13 protein-coding genes are annotated in these 15,746 nt (G+C 54.4%); 7 read left to right on the forward strand and 6 right to left on the reverse strand.

Annotation, left to right across the window (positions count from 1 at the left end; translation table 11 throughout):
- Positions 1-15 precede the first annotated feature (15 nt).
- From odhB to sucD, 3 genes are all read left to right on the forward strand, one after another.
- Entirely contained in the window at positions 16-1,233 is a 1,218-nt protein-coding gene (gene odhB / locus NNL38_RS04475) for a 2-oxoglutarate dehydrogenase complex dihydrolipoyllysine-residue succinyltransferase (RefSeq protein WP_255389825.1), read from the forward strand.
- Positions 1,234-1,367: 134 nt separating this feature from the next.
- Entirely contained in the window at positions 1,368-2,534 is a 1,167-nt protein-coding gene (gene sucC / locus NNL38_RS04480) for an ADP-forming succinate--CoA ligase subunit beta (protein WP_255389826.1), read from the forward strand.
- The gene (sucD, locus tag NNL38_RS04485; protein WP_255389827.1) at positions 2,534-3,406 is read left to right on the forward strand and encodes a succinate--CoA ligase subunit alpha; all 873 of its coding nucleotides are present in this window, start codon (positions 2,534-2,536) and stop codon (positions 3,404-3,406) included. The genes sucC and sucD overlap by 1 nt, the downstream gene beginning before the upstream one ends.
- A 103-nt stretch (positions 3,407-3,509) precedes the next feature.
- On the opposite strand, the gene NNL38_RS04490 is transcribed toward sucD, so the two are convergent.
- The 4 genes from NNL38_RS04490 to NNL38_RS04505 form a co-directional block, all read right to left on the reverse strand.
- A complete protein-coding gene (locus NNL38_RS04490) occupies positions 3,510-4,181 on the reverse strand; it encodes a 3-oxoacid CoA-transferase subunit B (RefSeq protein ID WP_255389828.1) in 672 nt (223 codons plus the stop codon).
- A 4-nt stretch (positions 4,182-4,185) separates the two neighbouring features.
- The gene (locus tag NNL38_RS04495) at positions 4,186-4,839 is read right to left on the reverse strand and encodes a CoA transferase subunit A (protein WP_255389829.1); all 654 of its coding nucleotides are present in this window, start codon (positions 4,837-4,839) and stop codon (positions 4,186-4,188) included.
- Between the two features lie 207 nt (positions 4,840-5,046).
- Positions 5,047-5,940: a LysR family transcriptional regulator gene (locus NNL38_RS04500; protein ID WP_255389830.1), complete on the reverse strand. Its 894-nt coding sequence runs from the start codon at positions 5,938-5,940 to the stop codon at positions 5,047-5,049.
- 296 nt (positions 5,941-6,236) lie between these two features.
- On the reverse strand, positions 6,237-7,619 hold the full coding sequence (locus tag NNL38_RS04505) for a short-chain fatty acid transporter (RefSeq protein ID WP_255389831.1): 1,383 nt from the start codon (positions 7,617-7,619) through the stop codon (positions 6,237-6,239).
- A gap of 178 nt (positions 7,620-7,797) precedes the next feature.
- Between NNL38_RS04505 and NNL38_RS04510 the strand changes: the two genes are divergently transcribed.
- On the forward strand, positions 7,798-8,103 hold the full coding sequence (locus NNL38_RS04510) for a VF_A0006 family four-cysteine protein (protein WP_255389832.1): 306 nt from the start codon (positions 7,798-7,800) through the stop codon (positions 8,101-8,103).
- Positions 8,104-8,145: 42 nt separating this feature from the next.
- Here the strand turns inward: NNL38_RS04510 and znuB are convergent, their stop codons facing one another.
- Both znuB and znuC read right to left on the reverse strand, forming a co-directional pair.
- Positions 8,146-8,928 carry a zinc ABC transporter permease subunit ZnuB gene (znuB, locus tag NNL38_RS04515; protein WP_255389833.1) on the reverse strand — a complete coding sequence of 261 codons (783 nt, stop codon included), beginning with the start codon at positions 8,926-8,928 and terminating at the stop codon, positions 8,146-8,148.
- Between the two features lie 9 nt (positions 8,929-8,937).
- Positions 8,938-9,696: a zinc ABC transporter ATP-binding protein ZnuC gene (gene znuC, locus NNL38_RS04520; protein ID WP_255389834.1), complete on the reverse strand. Its 759-nt coding sequence runs from the start codon at positions 9,694-9,696 to the stop codon at positions 8,938-8,940.
- Between the two features lie 91 nt (positions 9,697-9,787).
- On the opposite strand from znuC, the gene znuA reads away from it, so the two are divergent.
- The 3 genes from znuA to NNL38_RS04535 all read left to right on the forward strand — a co-directional run bounded on the left by znuA (position 9,788) and on the right by NNL38_RS04535 (position 15,735).
- Complete coding sequence (gene znuA, locus NNL38_RS04525) at positions 9,788-10,681, forward strand: zinc ABC transporter substrate-binding protein ZnuA (RefSeq protein WP_255389835.1); 894 nt, start codon at positions 9,788-9,790, stop codon at positions 10,679-10,681.
- Between the two features lie 2 nt (positions 10,682-10,683).
- The gene (gene mepM / locus NNL38_RS04530) at positions 10,684-12,084 is read left to right on the forward strand and encodes a murein DD-endopeptidase MepM (protein WP_255389836.1); all 1,401 of its coding nucleotides are present in this window, start codon (positions 10,684-10,686) and stop codon (positions 12,082-12,084) included.
- A 135-nt stretch (positions 12,085-12,219) separates the two neighbouring features.
- Positions 12,220-15,735, forward strand: a complete 3,516-nt coding sequence (locus NNL38_RS04535) for an ATP-binding protein (protein WP_255389837.1) — start codon at positions 12,220-12,222, stop codon at positions 15,733-15,735.
- Positions 15,736-15,746: the final 11 nt, after the last annotated feature.

Here is a 15,746-nt window from a genome sequence, read left to right on the forward strand (position 1 = left end):
AAGGACAAAGCGGATATGACAATCGAAATTCTGGTTCCCGATTTACCTGAATCCGTTGCTGATGCAACAGTTGCTACTTGGCACAAACAGCCGGGTGATGCCGTTACTCGTGATGAAGTTCTGGTTGATATCGAAACTGATAAAGTTGTGCTGGAAGTGCCGGCACCCGAAGATGGCGTTCTGGAAGCGATTCTGGAAGAAGAAGGGACCACGGTCCTGACCAAGCAGCTGATCGGTAAGATTAAAGCCGGCGCTGTTGCGGGCGAGCCAACCAAAGATGTCCCGGCTTCTGCCGAAGCATCGCCGAACAAGCGCAGTACTGCGGCCCTGAGCGAAGAAACCAGCGAGGCCCTGAGCCCGGCGGTTCGTCGTTTGCTGGCTGAGCACGACATTAATCCGGCTGACGTCAAAGGTACCGGTGTTGGCGGCCGTATTACCCGTGAAGACGTGGAAGCGTTCGTCAAAGAAGGTAAGAAAGCGGCCCCAGCTGCGGCCCCGGCCGTTGAAGCGAAAGTTGAAGCGCCGCTGGCCCACCGTAGTGAGAAGCGTGTTCCGATGACGCGTCTGCGTAAGCGTGTCGCTGAGCGTCTGCTGGAAGCGAAAAACAGCACTGCGATGCTGACCACGTTCAACGAAGTCAACATGAAGCCAATCATGAGCCTGCGTAAGCAGTACAAAGACATTTTCGAAGAGCGTCACGGCATCCGCCTGGGCTTCATGTCTTTCTACGTCAAGGCTGTGGTTGAAGCGCTGAAACGTTACCCGGAAGTGAACGCCTCGATTGACGGTGATGACATCGTGTACCACAACTACTTCGATGTCAGCATTGCTGTGTCGACGCCACGTGGTCTGGTTACCCCGGTTCTGCGTGACTGTGACAAGCTGAGCCTGGCTGAAATCGAGAAAGGGATCCGTGAGCTGGCGATTAAAGGCCGTGATGGTAAGCTGACGGTTGACGAGCTGACTGGCGGTAACTTCACCATTACCAATGGTGGTGTATTCGGCTCGCTGATGTCGACACCAATCATCAACCCGCCACAAGCGGCAATTCTGGGCATGCACAAGATCCAGGACCGTCCGATGGCGGTTGACGGCAAGGTTGAAGTGCTGCCAATGATGTACCTGGCACTGTCTTACGACCACCGTCTGATTGACGGCAAAGAGTCGGTCGGTTACCTGGTGACCATCAAAGAGCTTCTTGAAGACCCAACACGTCTGCTACTGGACGTTTAATACCTGCGCCGGGCCGGGGCGGCTCAACCCCCGGCCTGTTTCCTGGCATCAGGTATGATTGACGAAGAAATACCCAAGAGTATTTCACATGGAAATAACAAGTCCCAAAGGGATATGAAAACGGATAGAACATCATGAATCTGCACGAATATCAGGCAAAACAGCTATTTGCTGAATATGGTCTGCCAGTTCCAGAAGGTTATGCTTGCGATACGCCGCAAGAAGCGGCGGAAGCAGCCGGTAAAATCGGCGGCGATAAGTGGGTTGTCAAATGTCAGGTTCACGCCGGTGGCCGTGGTAAAGCGGGTGGTGTAGAGCTGCACGACACTAAAGATGGCATTAAAGAATTCGCCCAGAAGTGGCTGGGTAAGAATCTGGTGACTTACCAGACAGACGCCAACGGTCAGCCGGTCACGAAAATCCTGGTTGAAGAAGCGTCAAACATTGCCAACGAACTGTACCTGGGTGCCGTGGTTGACCGTGGCAGCCGCCGCATTGTTTTCATGGCATCAACTGAAGGTGGCGTGGAAATTGAAAAAGTTGCGGAAGAAACCCCTGAGCTGATCCACAAAGCGGCGATTGATCCGCTGGTTGGCCCACAGGCTTATCAGGGCCGTGAGCTGGCGTTCAAGCTGGGCCTGAAAGGCGATCAAATCAAGCAATTTACCAAGATCTTCATGGGCCTGGGCCAGATGTTTGCCGATTACGATCTGGCGCTGCTGGAAATCAACCCGCTGGTGATCACCGGTGATGATAAGCTGCTGTGCCTGGACGGTAAGATTAACATCGACTCCAATGCCATGTACCGTCAGCCGAAACTGCGTGAAATGCACGATCCGTCACAGGAAGACGAGCGTGAAGCACATGCGGCGAAGTGGGAACTGAACTACGTTGCGCTGGACGGCAACATTGGTTGCATGGTCAACGGTGCGGGCCTGGCAATGGGTACCATGGACATCGTCAACCTGCACGGCGGCAAGCCGGCGAACTTCCTGGATGTGGGTGGCGGCGCGACCAAAGAGCGTGTCACTGAAGCGTTCAAGATCATTCTGTCTGACAGCAATGTCAAAGCGGTCCTGGTCAACATCTTTGGTGGTATTGTCCGTTGTGATCTGATTGCCGAAGGTATTATCGGTGCTGTCGAGGAAGTCGGCGTTGAAGTACCGGTTGTGGTACGCCTGGAAGGGAACAATGCTGACCTTGGCGCACAAACCCTGGCTAAGAGTGGCCTGAACATCATTGCTGCGACATCCCTAACTGAAGCAGCGGAAAAAGTAGTTGCTGCAGCGGAGGGTAAATAATGTCCATCCTAATTAACAAAGATACCAAAGTCATTTGTCAGGGCTTCACTGGCGGTCAAGGCACTTTCCACTCCGAACAGGCGATTGCGTACGGTACGCAGATGGTCGGCGGTGTCTCTCCGGGTAAAGGCGGGACGACGCACCTGGATCTGCCGGTGTTCAATACAGTTCGTGAAGCGGTTGAAGCAACAGGCGCGACGGCATCAGTGATCTACGTTCCGGCACCGTTCTGTAAAGACGCAATCCTGGAAGCGATCGATGCCGGTATTAAGCTGATCGTGACCATCACTGAAGGGATCCCTACGCTGGATATGCTGGATGTGAAAGTACGTCTGGACGAAGCTGGCGTTCGCATGATCGGTCCAAACTGCCCGGGTGTGATTACGCCGGACGAGTGTAAGATCGGTATCATGCCAGGTCACATTCACAAAGCCGGTAAAGTGGGCATCGTGTCGCGCTCCGGTACCCTGACGTACGAAGCCGTGAAGCAAACCACAGACGAAGGCTTCGGCCAGTCAACTTGTGTGGGCATCGGTGGTGACCCTATTCCGGGTTCAAACTTCATCGATATTCTGGCGCTGTTCGAGAAGGATCCGGCGACGGAAGCGATTGTGATGATCGGTGAAATCGGCGGCACAGCGGAAGAAGAAGCCGCGGCATACATCAAAGAGCATGTCAGCAAGCCGGTTGTTTCTTACATCGCGGGTGTGACCGCGCCTCCGGGCAAGCGTATGGGCCACGCGGGCGCCATCATCTCTGGCGGTAAAGGCACTGCGGACGACAAGTTCCAGGCGCTGGAAGCGGCGGGTGTGAAAACGGTGAAGAGCCTGGCTGACATCGGCAAGGCACTGCGCGAAGTCACTGGCTGGTAATTGCGTCAGCCACTGACTGTGTCACAAAAAACCGCTGTCTGGTTAATCAGATAGCGGTTTTTTTATGTCATATTCATGCCGGCCTGCTGACGAGCGAGTGGTATTAGATAACCATAGATTTGAGGGTTGGGCTGATGGTGAACGGCGCCTCAGTTGCGGTCTCGATATCGGCAACCGTATAAGCAGGCGAGATTTCGGTCAGCACGAGTCCCTCTGGCTCGACGACAAACACCCCCATTTCGGTGATGATCTGATTCACCTGGCCGGCTGCCGTGAGTGGCAAGCTGCAGTGGGGAAGGATTTTGGGTTTGCCTTTCACGGTATGCTCCATCGCCACAATCACCTTTTTTGCGCCAACCACTAAATCCATGGCACCGCCCATGCCCGGTACCATCTTGCCGGGGATGATCCAGTTGGCTAAATTTCCCTGCGCATCGACCTGAAGCGCACCCAAAACGGTCACATCAACATGTCCGCCGCGAATGATGGCAAAAGAGTCTGCACTGTTGAAATAACTGGCACCGGGAATGGCTGTAATGGGCTGTCCGCCGGCATTGACCAGATCCGGGTCATGCTGATGTTCGTCTGCCAGGGCCTGGATCCCCAGTAGACCGTTTTCGGATTGGAACAGCACCTCAATATCAGTGTCGATTTCATTGGCAACCAAAGACGGCAGACCAATGCCGAGGTTGACGATATCTCCATCCCGAAGCTCCCGGGCAACCCGGCGGGCGATAGTTTGGCGAACTTGCTGTTTATCGGTGTTGTCTGACATGGCTTCAGTTCTCCTGATGATAAATATGATCGACAAACAAGCCGGGGGTATGGATGCTTTCCGCTGTGATTGCACCGGCCTCAACCAATTCGTGGGCTTCGACAATGACCGTTTCCGCGGCCATCGCCATCAGCGGGTTGAAGTTTTGCGTGGTCCGGTGATAAAAGGTGTTGCCTTTGTGATCGACGACAGAGCCGCGGATCAGCGCCAGATCAGCCCGCAGCGGCTTTTCCAGGAGAAATGTCCCGCCGTCGACCTCGATCACCGGTTTACCTTCGGCAATGACGGTGCCAAGACCCGTCGGGGTCAGTACACCGCCCAGTCCGGCACCGGCGGCCCGGATCCGCTCGGCCAGGGTGCCCTGGGGGATCAGTTCAACCTCAAGTTCTTCAGCCACCATTTGCCGCCCGGTTTCCGGATTGGTACCAATATGGGATGCCAGCAAACGGCGGACGCGTCCCGCGGTAATGAGTCGCCCGGCGCCGGAGGTTGGGGTACCTGTATCTGTGGTGATTAAGGTCAGATTACTCACCTGACTGTCGAGCAAAATGTCGATCAGTTGTTCAGGAGCGCCGTTGGCCATGAACCCACCGATCATGACGGTCATGCCGTCACGGAGCAGCGTTTGGATTTCGCTCGAGTGAATCTCTTTCTGCATTGCTATTGCCTCAAACTGTTCGCAGACACCACACGCTTGCGTGAATGTGCCTTGCTGGGAAACTGGTTGTGGTTCATTTGAGTGTATGAGCGCAGGGACGGAGAGTGTTAGCCCTATTGCGACAAAGCCAATTTGCGAATATGCAAGCTGCCGAACAGTAGGCGAGCAATGCCGACGAAACACAGGACAGGCTTCGCCGGGTTCGGGCTAGCGCTGGGCGCGCTCAAGCAGAAACGCTTTAAACTTACTGGCCGCGGCGGAAGCGCGCTGGGGCGGGTAATAATACAGGCTGAGGCTCCAGGTACTGGTCCCGTAGTTACGAAATAAGGGCACAAGGCGATCGTTTCGGATGTCATCCTCTACCACAAATGCGGGCAAATAGCCGATCCCTGCACCATTTCTGATCCCCTGAAGCAGCAAGTCGCTGTCGTTGACTTCCAGAGTTTTCGGGATTTTGATCATTTGGGTTTCCGGGCCGCAGGTAAAAATCCAGTCGTTGCTGCCGGTCAGTGTTGAGGCGAACAGGCAGCGGTGGTGACTTAATGCTTCCGGTGACTGCGGCGCGCCAAATTGTGCCAGATAGGCGGGTGAGGCGACGGGGACAAAGGGGCATTGCATGATTTCTCGTCGAACCAGGTGGAGGTTTTCTTCCCGGTAGCCTTGATAGGTGGCATTGGCACTGATCATCAAATCCGCCTCTCCTGCATGATCCAAAGCCCAGGGGGTGATATTTAAAGAGAAGGTGACATGCGGTTGCTGTATCAGGTAATCGCTGATGTCTCTCATCAGGTGGTGGTTGGCATAGACGGGCGTGCAGGCAATATTAATCTGCCCTTTGTCATGCGCCTGATAGTCAAGGAGCGACTGCTGGATTTGGTTGGCGCTATCGACGAGCGGCGCAAACTCATCAAACAGTTTTTGCCCGGCAGGGGTTGGTGTCAGCAGCTTGTTGGTCCGCCTCAGCAACGGCATGCCAAATTGCGACTCCAGGCTTTGCAGCCAGCGGCTTCCGGCAGAAACCGAAATATCGAATTTACGTGAGGCGGCCGAGATTGAACCGCAGCGGATGACGTTGACGAAAAAAGCCATTTTGTCGAGCATGTGATCCCTTTTGCTTGATTGCGTTCCTTCATTGCATTCGGTTACCAGGTATTATGCGGCGAACTCATGATGCCGGAAAAGCCTGCGACCTGCGTGTCTAAACTCTATCCGGACAGGTTTGCACGGATAGCGCCAATGTAACTGATATTTTAAATGATATCAGTGATGTAAGATCAGATATGTCGGGCTGGGGACGTTTGCATGAATAGGCGGGATAGCTGCCGGTAGATATGATTAGATGAGCGGGATGAGCCATGCTGTCTACCCGGCGTAACATCAGGCAGACAGCTGGGGGGTTACAGCAAGACTAATCCTACGCCGATGATCAGGCCGGAAGCTAGCAGGGCAATCAGGCAAAAGCCCATAATGTCTTTAGCATTCAGGCCGGCAATACTCAATGCTGGTAAGGCCCAGAACGGCTGAATCATATTGGTCCAGGCATCGCCCCAGGCGATGGCCATGGCCGTTTTTGCCGCAGGGACGCCCAGCGCCTCACCGGCCGGCATCATGATTGGTGCCTGGACGGCCCATTGTCCTCCCCCGGAAGGGACAAAGAAATTTACGATGCCGGCACTCAGGAAGGTGAACAACGGGAAACTGTCCGGGGTGGAAATACTGACGAACCAGTCCGACACAGCCCCGGCCAGCGAGATCCCTTCCGGCCCTTTGGCAACCATCATTCCCATGATCCCGGCGTAAAACGGAAATTGCAGCAAGATCCCGGCGGTGTTTTGGGTGCCTTCCGCTACAGCCTTGATTAAACGTTTCGGCGAGTCGTGGAGCAAAATGGCGGTAAACAGGAAGATGAAGTTGACGATATTCAGGTTCAGGGCAAACCCGTGCTCGGCAAAGTAGCTGATAATGTAGCTAAAACCGAGCAGGGCAAGCAGCCGGTTCACCCATGGATTGTGCTCCAGCTTCTCGGCCGGTGTCAGTGCTCGCGACGGCTGTGACGGAGATGGCTCTTGTAAGAGCGCCGGGTCGATGGTGACCACCTCGCTGGCACTGCTCGGATGCATGGCCTTGTTGAGCAGCGGGATCACCAAGAGCATGACTGCCAGGATGAGGAGGTTGCCAGTGGAAAAGAGTGTGTCGCTGGTGGAAATGGCCTGCGTGACCGCGCCGGCGGTGACAACTTCTAGGTTGCTGCCGCTGGCCAGGGCCAACGGAATTGAACCTGATAGACCGGCATGCCAGAACAGGAAACCGGTATAGGCCGATGCGATCAGTAAGCGATAGTCAACCCCTTTGACTTTGGCAGCAAGCTCTCGGGCAAAAATGGCCCCGACCACCAGGCCAAAGCCCCAGTTAATCCAGCAGGCGAGGGCGCTCACTACAGTAACAATCAAGATGGCATGGCCCGGCGTTTTTGCTGTCATTGCCAGATATGCCAGGCCGCGTTTAAAGACGGGGGCGGATGCCATCGCATGACCGGTCACAACAACCATCGCCATCTGCATGCCGAATTTGAGCAGGTTCCAGAATCCGCCGGCGAAGGCATCGACCATCTGTACCGGACTTTGCTGGGTTACCGGCATGGCGATCAGAAAGACGACGAAAGTCAGGATCGCCGCAAATAAGAAGGGATCGGGCAAGTAACGCTGTACCAGGGTTGTGCAAAGGGACGAAAAGCGTTGCAACAGCGTTGGCTGTTGATAGCCAACAGTTTCAGTTGTCATGGTTGACTCCTTTCCATGGATGCTTCAGACCAAGTGGGTGTGTCATAATGGTTATCAAATCGTTCTAATGTTGTAACGGTGAAATTCAAGACGATTATCCGCCACAATGAAACTGGTATTAACGGGAATATGCTTTGCAAATATTCAAGGGTATATGGGGCGGAGACGGAGAAGGGCGATGAAGCGAATCGCTGTGGTCATCTGGTGTTGTTTGACGGTTGCGGGCAGTCTGATGGCCAAAGAGGATAAAACCGGCTACCAGGATTGTATTCTGACGCACGTGGCTGGGGTGGAAGACAGCCTGGCGGCCAATTTAATGACCTATGCCTGCCATCGTCTCTATATCGATAACTTTATGTTGTCCGAGCAGGATGAAGGGTACTTTCGGTGTTTGCTGAACTATTTACCGGATGCCAAGCAACAGGAAGCCACCTTATTGGTGCGGCAAACCTGCAACCAGAAGCATCGGAGCCTGTTTCGTTAATGCAGGAGAGCGCCAGCTGACAGCAGCTGGCGCGGCGGGGTATTATTCGGTGCGTTTGAACTGGCAGAGGATGAACATGGCGGCCGCGGCAACCACAACCGACGGGCCGGCCGGGGTGTCATATTGCCAGGACATCATCAGGCCCAGCAGGACGGCAATCGCACCAATTACCGAAGCCAGTACGGCCATGCTCTCGGGGCTATGGGCAAAGCGCCGTGCTGTCGCAGCCGGGATCAGCAGGAGTGAGGTGATGATCAGGGCGCCGACAAATTTCATCGCCACTGCAATGACCAGCCCGACCATCAGCATCAGCACCAGGCGCATCAAATCGACATTGACGCCTTCAACCTGGGCCAGCTCCTCGTTGATGGTCATCGACAGCATCGGCCGCCACAGGGTGAACAACAGGGCAAAAACCACCAATCCGCCACCGTAAATCCAGAATAGATCCTGAGTGGTGACGGCCAGCAAATCTCCGAACAGGTAGGCCATCAGGTCAATCCGGACATGATCCAGGAAGCTGATGGCGACCAGGCCGAGCGACAGAGCACTGTGGGCCAGAATCCCGAGCAGGGTATCGGTGGCGACATATTTTTGTTTTTGCAGACTGACGAGGATCACCGCCAGCGCAAGACAGCAGATCACCAGGGCCAGGTTAAGGTTGATATTGAACAAAAAACCCAGTGCAACCCCCAGTAGTGAGGCATGGGACAGGGTGTCACCGAAATAGGCCATCTTGCGCCAGACGACAAAAGAGCCCAGTGGCCCGGCCAGGGCGGCAATACCGATACCCGCAAGCAGGGCCGGCAGAATCAATTCAAGCATGTGTTTTTCTTATGCCTCGTGGTGGTGCTGACATGGGCCTACCGGGCTGCCGGCAAGATCATGCTCATGATTGTGGTGGTGGTGGTAGAGGGCCAGTTGTTCGCTTTGCTGGGTGCCGAATAAAGCCACATAAGACGGGTGGCTGGTGATCGTCTCCGGTGCGCCGGAGCAGCAGACATGATGGTGCAGGCAGATCACGTGGTCCGTTTTCGCCATCACCAGGTGCAAGTCGTGCGATACCATCAGGATGGCACAGTTGAGTTTATCGCGCAGAGATTGGATCAGGCTGTAGAGCTCTAACTGGCCGTTGACATCCACCCCCTGGACCGGCTCATCCAGCACTAGTAAATCCGGGTGTTGCAGTAAGGCGCGGGCCAAGAGGACTCGCTGGGCTTCCCCGCCGGAGAGGGCGTGCATATCGCTGTGATACAAGTGCAGGCCACCGACCATGGTGAGTGCTTCCTGGATCTCATTGGGTTTATAGCGGCCGGCCAGACGCATGAAACGGTCAACGGTTAGTGGTAATGAAGCATTGAGCTGGAGCTTTTGCGGCACATAACCGATCCGCAGTCCCTTTGCCCGGATCACCTGGCCGCTGCTCGGTTTGCGCAGCCCGGTGATCACTTTGACCAGGGTCGACTTACCGGCACCGTTGGGACCTATCAGGGTCGTGATCTGACCGCGGTCCAGCTTGAAAGAAACTTGATCGAGTACGTGCCGCTCCGCAAAGGTCACGGTAACCGTCTGTAATTCAACTAAGGTTGTCATAAAAAGTGCGTCAGGGAATTGCCAAAACGAGATGTTATAATATAACATCTTTAGTCTGAACTTGTAATCAATAATAGCTTTGGAAAATATTATGCGCCGTTTTTTTGCTTGTTGCAGCTTTCTTGTGTTGCTCTTTTCGCCGTCTCTTCTGGCGAAAGAGCTCAAAGTGGTCACTACCGTCAAGCCGCTGGGGCTGATCGTGCAGGCATTGACCGATGGTGCGGCGCATAATGATATTTTGCTGCCGCCGGGGACATCGCCACATGATTATGCGCTGCGCCCGTCTGATATGAAAAAGCTCAATGATGCCGATCTGGTGATCTGGGTGGGCCCGGAACTGGAAACATTCCTGGTCAAAGTTTTGGCGGAAAAGGAAAATAGTCTAATGCTGACGGCTCAAAAAACGATTGAGCTGCGCCATTATGCGCATGAAGGTGAAGTGAGTCACGGTGATCATACGCATAGCCACGACGGTGTTGATCCGCATTTGTGGCTAGGGCCAACCCAGGCAATTCAGGCAGCAAACGTCATTTCTGAGCAGCTTATCAACATCGACCCATTGAATAAAAAGGTCTATGAAGATAACCTTTCGCAGTTCGTCGCCGAGGTGGAGCAAACCATTGAGGCGCTGGCCCAGCAACTCAAGCCGTTGGCTGATCGTGGCTACTATGTGTTTCACGATGCCTATGGCTATTTTGAGCAGACATTTGCACTGAACAAGCTGGGGCATTTCACCGTGAATCCTGATCGCCGTCCGGGCGCCAAAACCCTGGTGTCTATTCGTCGTGCGCTCAAAGCGGAAGCGGCGGTCTGTGTGTTCAGCGAACCGCAATTCTCGCCAGCAGTGGTGAAAAGTGTGGTCAGGGGCACCAAGGTTAATATCAGCACCCTGGATCCGATGGCAACGGAGATTGCCGAAGGTAAACAGGGATATGTCCAGTTCTTAGCGGGATTAGGGCAGAGTTTTACCAATTGTCTTAAATAATAATGAAAATACTCAGGGCGACAGCCTTCACGATAAAAAAGTTACCTCGCCAGCACCGGATTGCGCTTTTTTCGACCTCTGCCATTGTGGTGGCACTGACCGTTTGGCAACCAACTTCGCCGTTGAAGCCGACGGCAACCGGGCAGCGAACATCGGTTGAGATTCCGCTGGGGGCGCTGGATGTTTTGTCCAAGCAGCGCCACCAGGAAACATCGGTCACCCTGGATGAACCAGAGCCGCTGATTGAGGAGAACAGTGAGCCGCTTGGTGCTGTGCTGGATCCGACGGATCCGGAGTTTTTGGCGCCAAAAGATGAGCTAGAGCAGCAACTGGCACAAGTGACGGATGTTGCCCACCAACATAAGGTGGAACCGGGGGAAACGCTGGGCGCAGTGTTTTCTCAATACGGCCTGCCGTTGGCGGATATGTACCGCTTGATTGAGGTGAATCGTTCGATTCAGAACCTCCGTGTCGGCCAGCAGCTAGAATGGTCGGTTGATGATGAAGGCCGGGTCAAAGAATTCAGCATCAGGCGCAGCGCCAAAATCATCGATACCTTCACCCTGACGGCCAAGGGTTATCAATTTAAGCAACTCGAAGAGAGTGGTGAGCTTAAGCCGGTGGTTCTTACCGGGCGTATTTCCGGCAGCTTTTATCAGTCGGCCCGTGCCGCAGGGCTGACCCCCAACCAAATCCAAACGCTGGTTCAGGCCCTGCAGTGGCGGTTTGATTTTGGCCGGGAGGCTCGAAAAGGTGATCGCTTTGCGGTGACGGTCGAGCGGGAATTTATTGATGGTAAAGCCGTGACGCGCGGGGACGTGAAGGCGCTTTATTATATCAGTGGCCGCCGGGAAGTATTTATCATGCGCCATGAGGATGGCAATTTTTATGATCAGGAAGGGCGGAGCCTGAACCGGGCGCTGCGTCGTTATCCGCTGGCAAAGCGCTATCGCATCAGCTCCTCTTTTAATCCGCAGCGTAAACACCCGATCACCAAACGAATTTCACCGCATAACGGGACTGATTTTGCCACCCCGATCGGGACGCCAGTCCTGGCAGCGGGTGATGGCGTGGTGGTCAAGGCCCGCAGGCACCGACTGGCCGGTAATTATGTGGTGATTAAGCATGGCCGCGAATACATGACCCGGTACCTTCATTTGCACCGGTTGTTAGTGAAGGTCGGCGATAAGGTGACCATGGGCCAGCGGATTGCGCTGAGTGGCAATACCGGCCGCTCAACCGGCCCGCATTTACACTATGAGCTGATTAAAAATAACCGGGCGGTGAATGCGATGAAAGTGCCTTTGCCTCAGGCGGCGCCGGTTCCTTCAGCAGCCCGCAGTCGATTCGTCCAGAATGCAAATGGCGAACGACAGAAACTTCTGGCAGTGATGCCGGGTTGATGATAAAGCGCACAAGAGTGCGCTTTTTTTATGCCTTACCACTCAATTTATAAAACCCTGTTAACAAAATTGTGCAGCTGTCCTGCATAATGGCCGGATGATATTCACGCGTTGGCGTATATACATTTTCTTCGCATGGTAAACATCCTGGCTGTTTTGTGGCTCCTGTTGTCCGTGCTGTGGCAGAGTAGTGTTGCCCTGGCTGAAACGAACACGGAGCATGTTTTTTATCCGCTGCCTTATCAGGAAAGCGGCAGCTTTGTGACGCCGGTGAAAATGTTCAATAACCCGGCTGGTGGCGTGTGGATCCTGGATGCGCGCGGCGAGCTGCTGTTCTATGACGGCCGGAAGCTGAATCATGCCACAGATACCACCGGCCAGCCGATCGCCGGGGTGCAGGATGCCGTGATGATCGCACAGACACTGTGGCTGGTGAAAGACGGGGCCGGGTATGCTTATTCACCAGCAACGCTGAAATTGCGCCACTTGCCGCTGACTCAGACTAATCTGTTGTTTGTCGAGAGCCAGGATCAGACAGCCTGGTTTGCGGACGCCGAAGGCTTGTATGCGTTTCGTCACCCGGGGACGCAGCCAGCATTTTATCCGTTTCCGAAAATTGGCACGATCACCGGACTCTACGGGACGGCGAAGTCACTGTTCATTGCCGGCGAGAAAGGGGCCTATGAGTTCACGGAACGTCAGTTTTCAGACACCCTGTTATATCCGGAGCAGAGGGTTACTGCGGTATTTCTCGATAGTCAGCAGCAGCTTTGGTTTGGTACCCAGCGGGGCTTGTATCAATCGCGCAGCAGCAATGCTGAGCAGTCCCGGCAACAGATCAGGCTGGATCGCCAGCCCATCTCTGCGATCAGCGAGACCCGTGCAGGGCTGTGGGTTGGGACGCTGGACGGCCTTCGATTATTGAATCTACAGGGGCGCGAACTCAATCATTTCAGAGCCCTGAGCCGGGATTTGATGTCACTCCATGGCAATCATATTACGGCGTTGCTGGCTAGCAGCCACAATGGTCTGTGGGTAGGAACGAACCAGGGACTTAACTTTTCATCGTCGAAGGCCGAAGTGTTCAAGATAAGACCATACGGCGTCGGACCGCATGCTCTTCCCGCCAGTCAAATCAATGATATGGTGGAGCTGGCAGATGGCACGATCTGGCTCGCCAGCGATAACGGATTGATCGTGCTCAATGAGCGGTTGGAGGAGAGACGTCATTTACCTCAGCTCGGCGCGATCCAACATATGGCGTACCGGGACGGGACCATGTGGCTGGCCGCCGGGAGCGAGTTACTGGCGTACTCCGTCGCTACGCATACCTGGTCATCCATGCCTTTGCCGTCAAATGTGCAGCCAGGCGGGATCACCAATTTGATGGTGGATCATTTTAACTCGGTGTGGATTGGAAAACAGTCGCATTTGTACCGCTACTGGACGGACACCGGAGAAGTCAATGCATTTGGTAACCACTGGATTCAAGCTCCCTACGGCAGTGAGCTGATTACCACCCTGTTTGAAGATCAGCACAAGCAAGTGTGGGTCGGGACAGATTATGCGCTCTATCAGTTTGATGCTGGTCGATTACAAGTGGTGGCGCAGACCAAGGCCCAAGGCGGGGTGATTGAACTGTTTGAAGATAAGCTGGCCCGGCTCTGGGTGCTCAATAACCAGAGCTTGCAATATGTAAAAAGTCGCCAGCCGTTCTCCCTGCAAGCGGCTCAGTTCAATGGCCAGCATGCTCGCCTGTATTGTATGACGGGGGGAACAGGCGGCAATTGGATTGTATCGAGTCAGGGGATCATCTCAGTTGCTTATACCGGGGCGCTGTTGCAGCACCTGACACCGCCGGTTGGCCTGAACAGCACTGAATTTTATATTCCGACCTGCCAGCGATTGCGCTCGGGTGCTTTGCTGATCGGGGGACGAAACGGGCTCATGAAGGTTGAGCCGGGCAAATTGCTCGACGCAGGCCGAAAGCTCATCTCGGTCATCATGAGTGAGGTTTATATTGATCATCAGCTCGTTCGGCTGGGCGGAGCGGTGGAGCCGGCACTGGAGATACCCAAGGGGGCTTCTTTGAGTATTCAGGTCGGGGTTTTGCCGTTCTCTGGTATGCGCCAGCTGCAATATCGCCTGCTGGGAAACGAGGCAAGTGCCTGGCAGGCGTTTCACGAGCCGATGCTTCATTTTGAGAACATGGCGGTGGGGCATTACCAGCTCCAGATCCGTCTGGCCGGCACGGGGGCATCCACGGCTGTCATGGCGCAAATGCCAATTCAAGTGCGCCCGCCCTGGTATATCTCGCCGCTCATGGCTTCCCTGGGGGTTGGAGGGGCATTATTGCTGATCCTGGGTTTGACTCTCTGGCGAGTGTGGGTCAAACAACAGGAGCAACTGGCTGTGCAGCAAGCGGTGTTTCGAAATACCGCCAAGAATGCACTGGAGAAAAAGCACTTATATGCCAGCAACCTGCATTTAAAGCAGGTGCTGCAGATGCGCCGGAATTTCATGGCTCAGTTGCACCAGGAATTGACTACACCACTCACGCTGATTTTGGATAATATGTCGCAACTACAGGCTAGCCAATCGCCGGAAGGCGTGCAATCGCTGAAAGTGGCGACACAGCGGGTAGAACATTCGATGCATTTGATCGAGGAATTGCTCAAACATGATAGTAAGGTTCTGGTGGCGCCAGAGCGCGCTTGCGTTCAGTTAGTTGCACCAGTCGTCAAAGCATGCTGTATGAGCTGGCAAGGTGAAGCCGAACGCAAGGAAATCGTGTTGTCGCTGGAAGATGAGGCCTGGGGAGCCAGTGTCAAGGTCGCGCCGTATCACCTTGATATCATGTTGGGGAACTTACTCTCCAACGCACTCAAATACACCCCGCGACAGGGCACGGTCAGTGTGGTCGTTAAAACTCGGGGACAGCATCTGCTCCTGTCGGTGAGCGACACCGGGAGCGGGATGTCGAAAACACTCAAAGAGCAAGTCTTCGACAGCGAGCGCCAAGTCACGGGCTCGGGCCATCAGACTACAGCGGAGGATGACGCCGGCTTTGGGCTAGGGCTCTGTACGGTGAAGCAGCTGGCGGAATCCTATGGCGGAGAAGTATCCGTGGTGAGCTATGAAGGGGTCGGCAGCGAATTTATGTTCAGTCTGCCGCTCTATCGTCAGACGTCGGATAGCCAGGATCCGGATCGCCAGGAGATGCGACCCGCGCAGACAGCTTTCCCGATGGCAGGGGTGAAGGAAAGTGCCCTTCAGATCTTAATTGTGTCATCAGAGCCTGAGATTGTTGCCTGTTTAACAGCGTTGTTGGAGGCTTATCATTGCCTGGTGGCCCATGATGGTTATGAAGCGCTGATTCTGGCGAAGGACCACCATCCTCAACTGGTGATTTGCGATCAGGATCTGCCAGGATTATACGGCAGCGTTGTCTGGCATCGATTGTCACAGGAAATACCTGAGCTTGACTCTCAGTTTATGTTGCTGGTGGATCGGGCTGAACTGTCGTCATATGAGTATTTAACCCATCAACGTCCAGCGAATTCCCGTTATTGTGAAGTGGAAAAGCCCTTGGATCCCGTCGCGATTCTGCGAAAGGTTGAGCAATTACTGCCCTCTGAACTGCTTTATTAACAACGCGCGAC

This window comes from Photobacterium atrarenae, assembly GCF_024380015.1.
GTDB lineage: Bacteria > Pseudomonadota > Gammaproteobacteria > Enterobacterales > Vibrionaceae > Photobacterium > Photobacterium atrarenae.

Bases quoted from the DNA above. Each gene is read 5' to 3' on its own strand.
- NNL38_RS04500 (WP_255389830.1), bottom strand. From the start codon at position 5,940: ATGCTCGACAAAATGGCTTTTTTCGTCAACGTCATCCGCTGCGGTTCA.
- mepM (WP_255389836.1), top strand. From the start codon at position 10,684: ATGAAAATACTCAGGGCGACAGCCTTCACGATAAAAAAGTTACCTCGC.
- znuB (WP_255389833.1), bottom strand. From the start codon at position 8,928: ATGCTTGAATTGATTCTGCCGGCCCTGCTTGCGGGTATCGGTATTGCC.
- NNL38_RS04535 (WP_255389837.1), top strand. From the start codon at position 12,220: ATGGTAAACATCCTGGCTGTTTTGTGGCTCCTGTTGTCCGTGCTGTGG.
- sucC (WP_255389826.1), top strand. From the start codon at position 1,368: ATGAATCTGCACGAATATCAGGCAAAACAGCTATTTGCTGAATATGGT.
- znuC (WP_255389834.1), bottom strand. From the start codon at position 9,696: ATGACAACCTTAGTTGAATTACAGACGGTTACCGTGACCTTTGCGGAG.
- odhB (WP_255389825.1), top strand. From the start codon at position 16: ATGACAATCGAAATTCTGGTTCCCGATTTACCTGAATCCGTTGCTGAT.
- NNL38_RS04490 (WP_255389828.1), bottom strand. From the start codon at position 4,181: ATGTCAGACAACACCGATAAACAGCAAGTTCGCCAAACTATCGCCCGC.
- NNL38_RS04505 (WP_255389831.1), bottom strand. From the start codon at position 7,619: ATGACAACTGAAACTGTTGGCTATCAACAGCCAACGCTGTTGCAACGC.
- znuA (WP_255389835.1), top strand. From the start codon at position 9,788: ATGCGCCGTTTTTTTGCTTGTTGCAGCTTTCTTGTGTTGCTCTTTTCG.
- sucD (WP_255389827.1), top strand. From the start codon at position 2,534: ATGTCCATCCTAATTAACAAAGATACCAAAGTCATTTGTCAGGGCTTC.
- NNL38_RS04495 (WP_255389829.1), bottom strand. From the start codon at position 4,839: ATGCAGAAAGAGATTCACTCGAGCGAAATCCAAACGCTGCTCCGTGAC.
- NNL38_RS04510 (WP_255389832.1), top strand. From the start codon at position 7,798: ATGAAGCGAATCGCTGTGGTCATCTGGTGTTGTTTGACGGTTGCGGGC.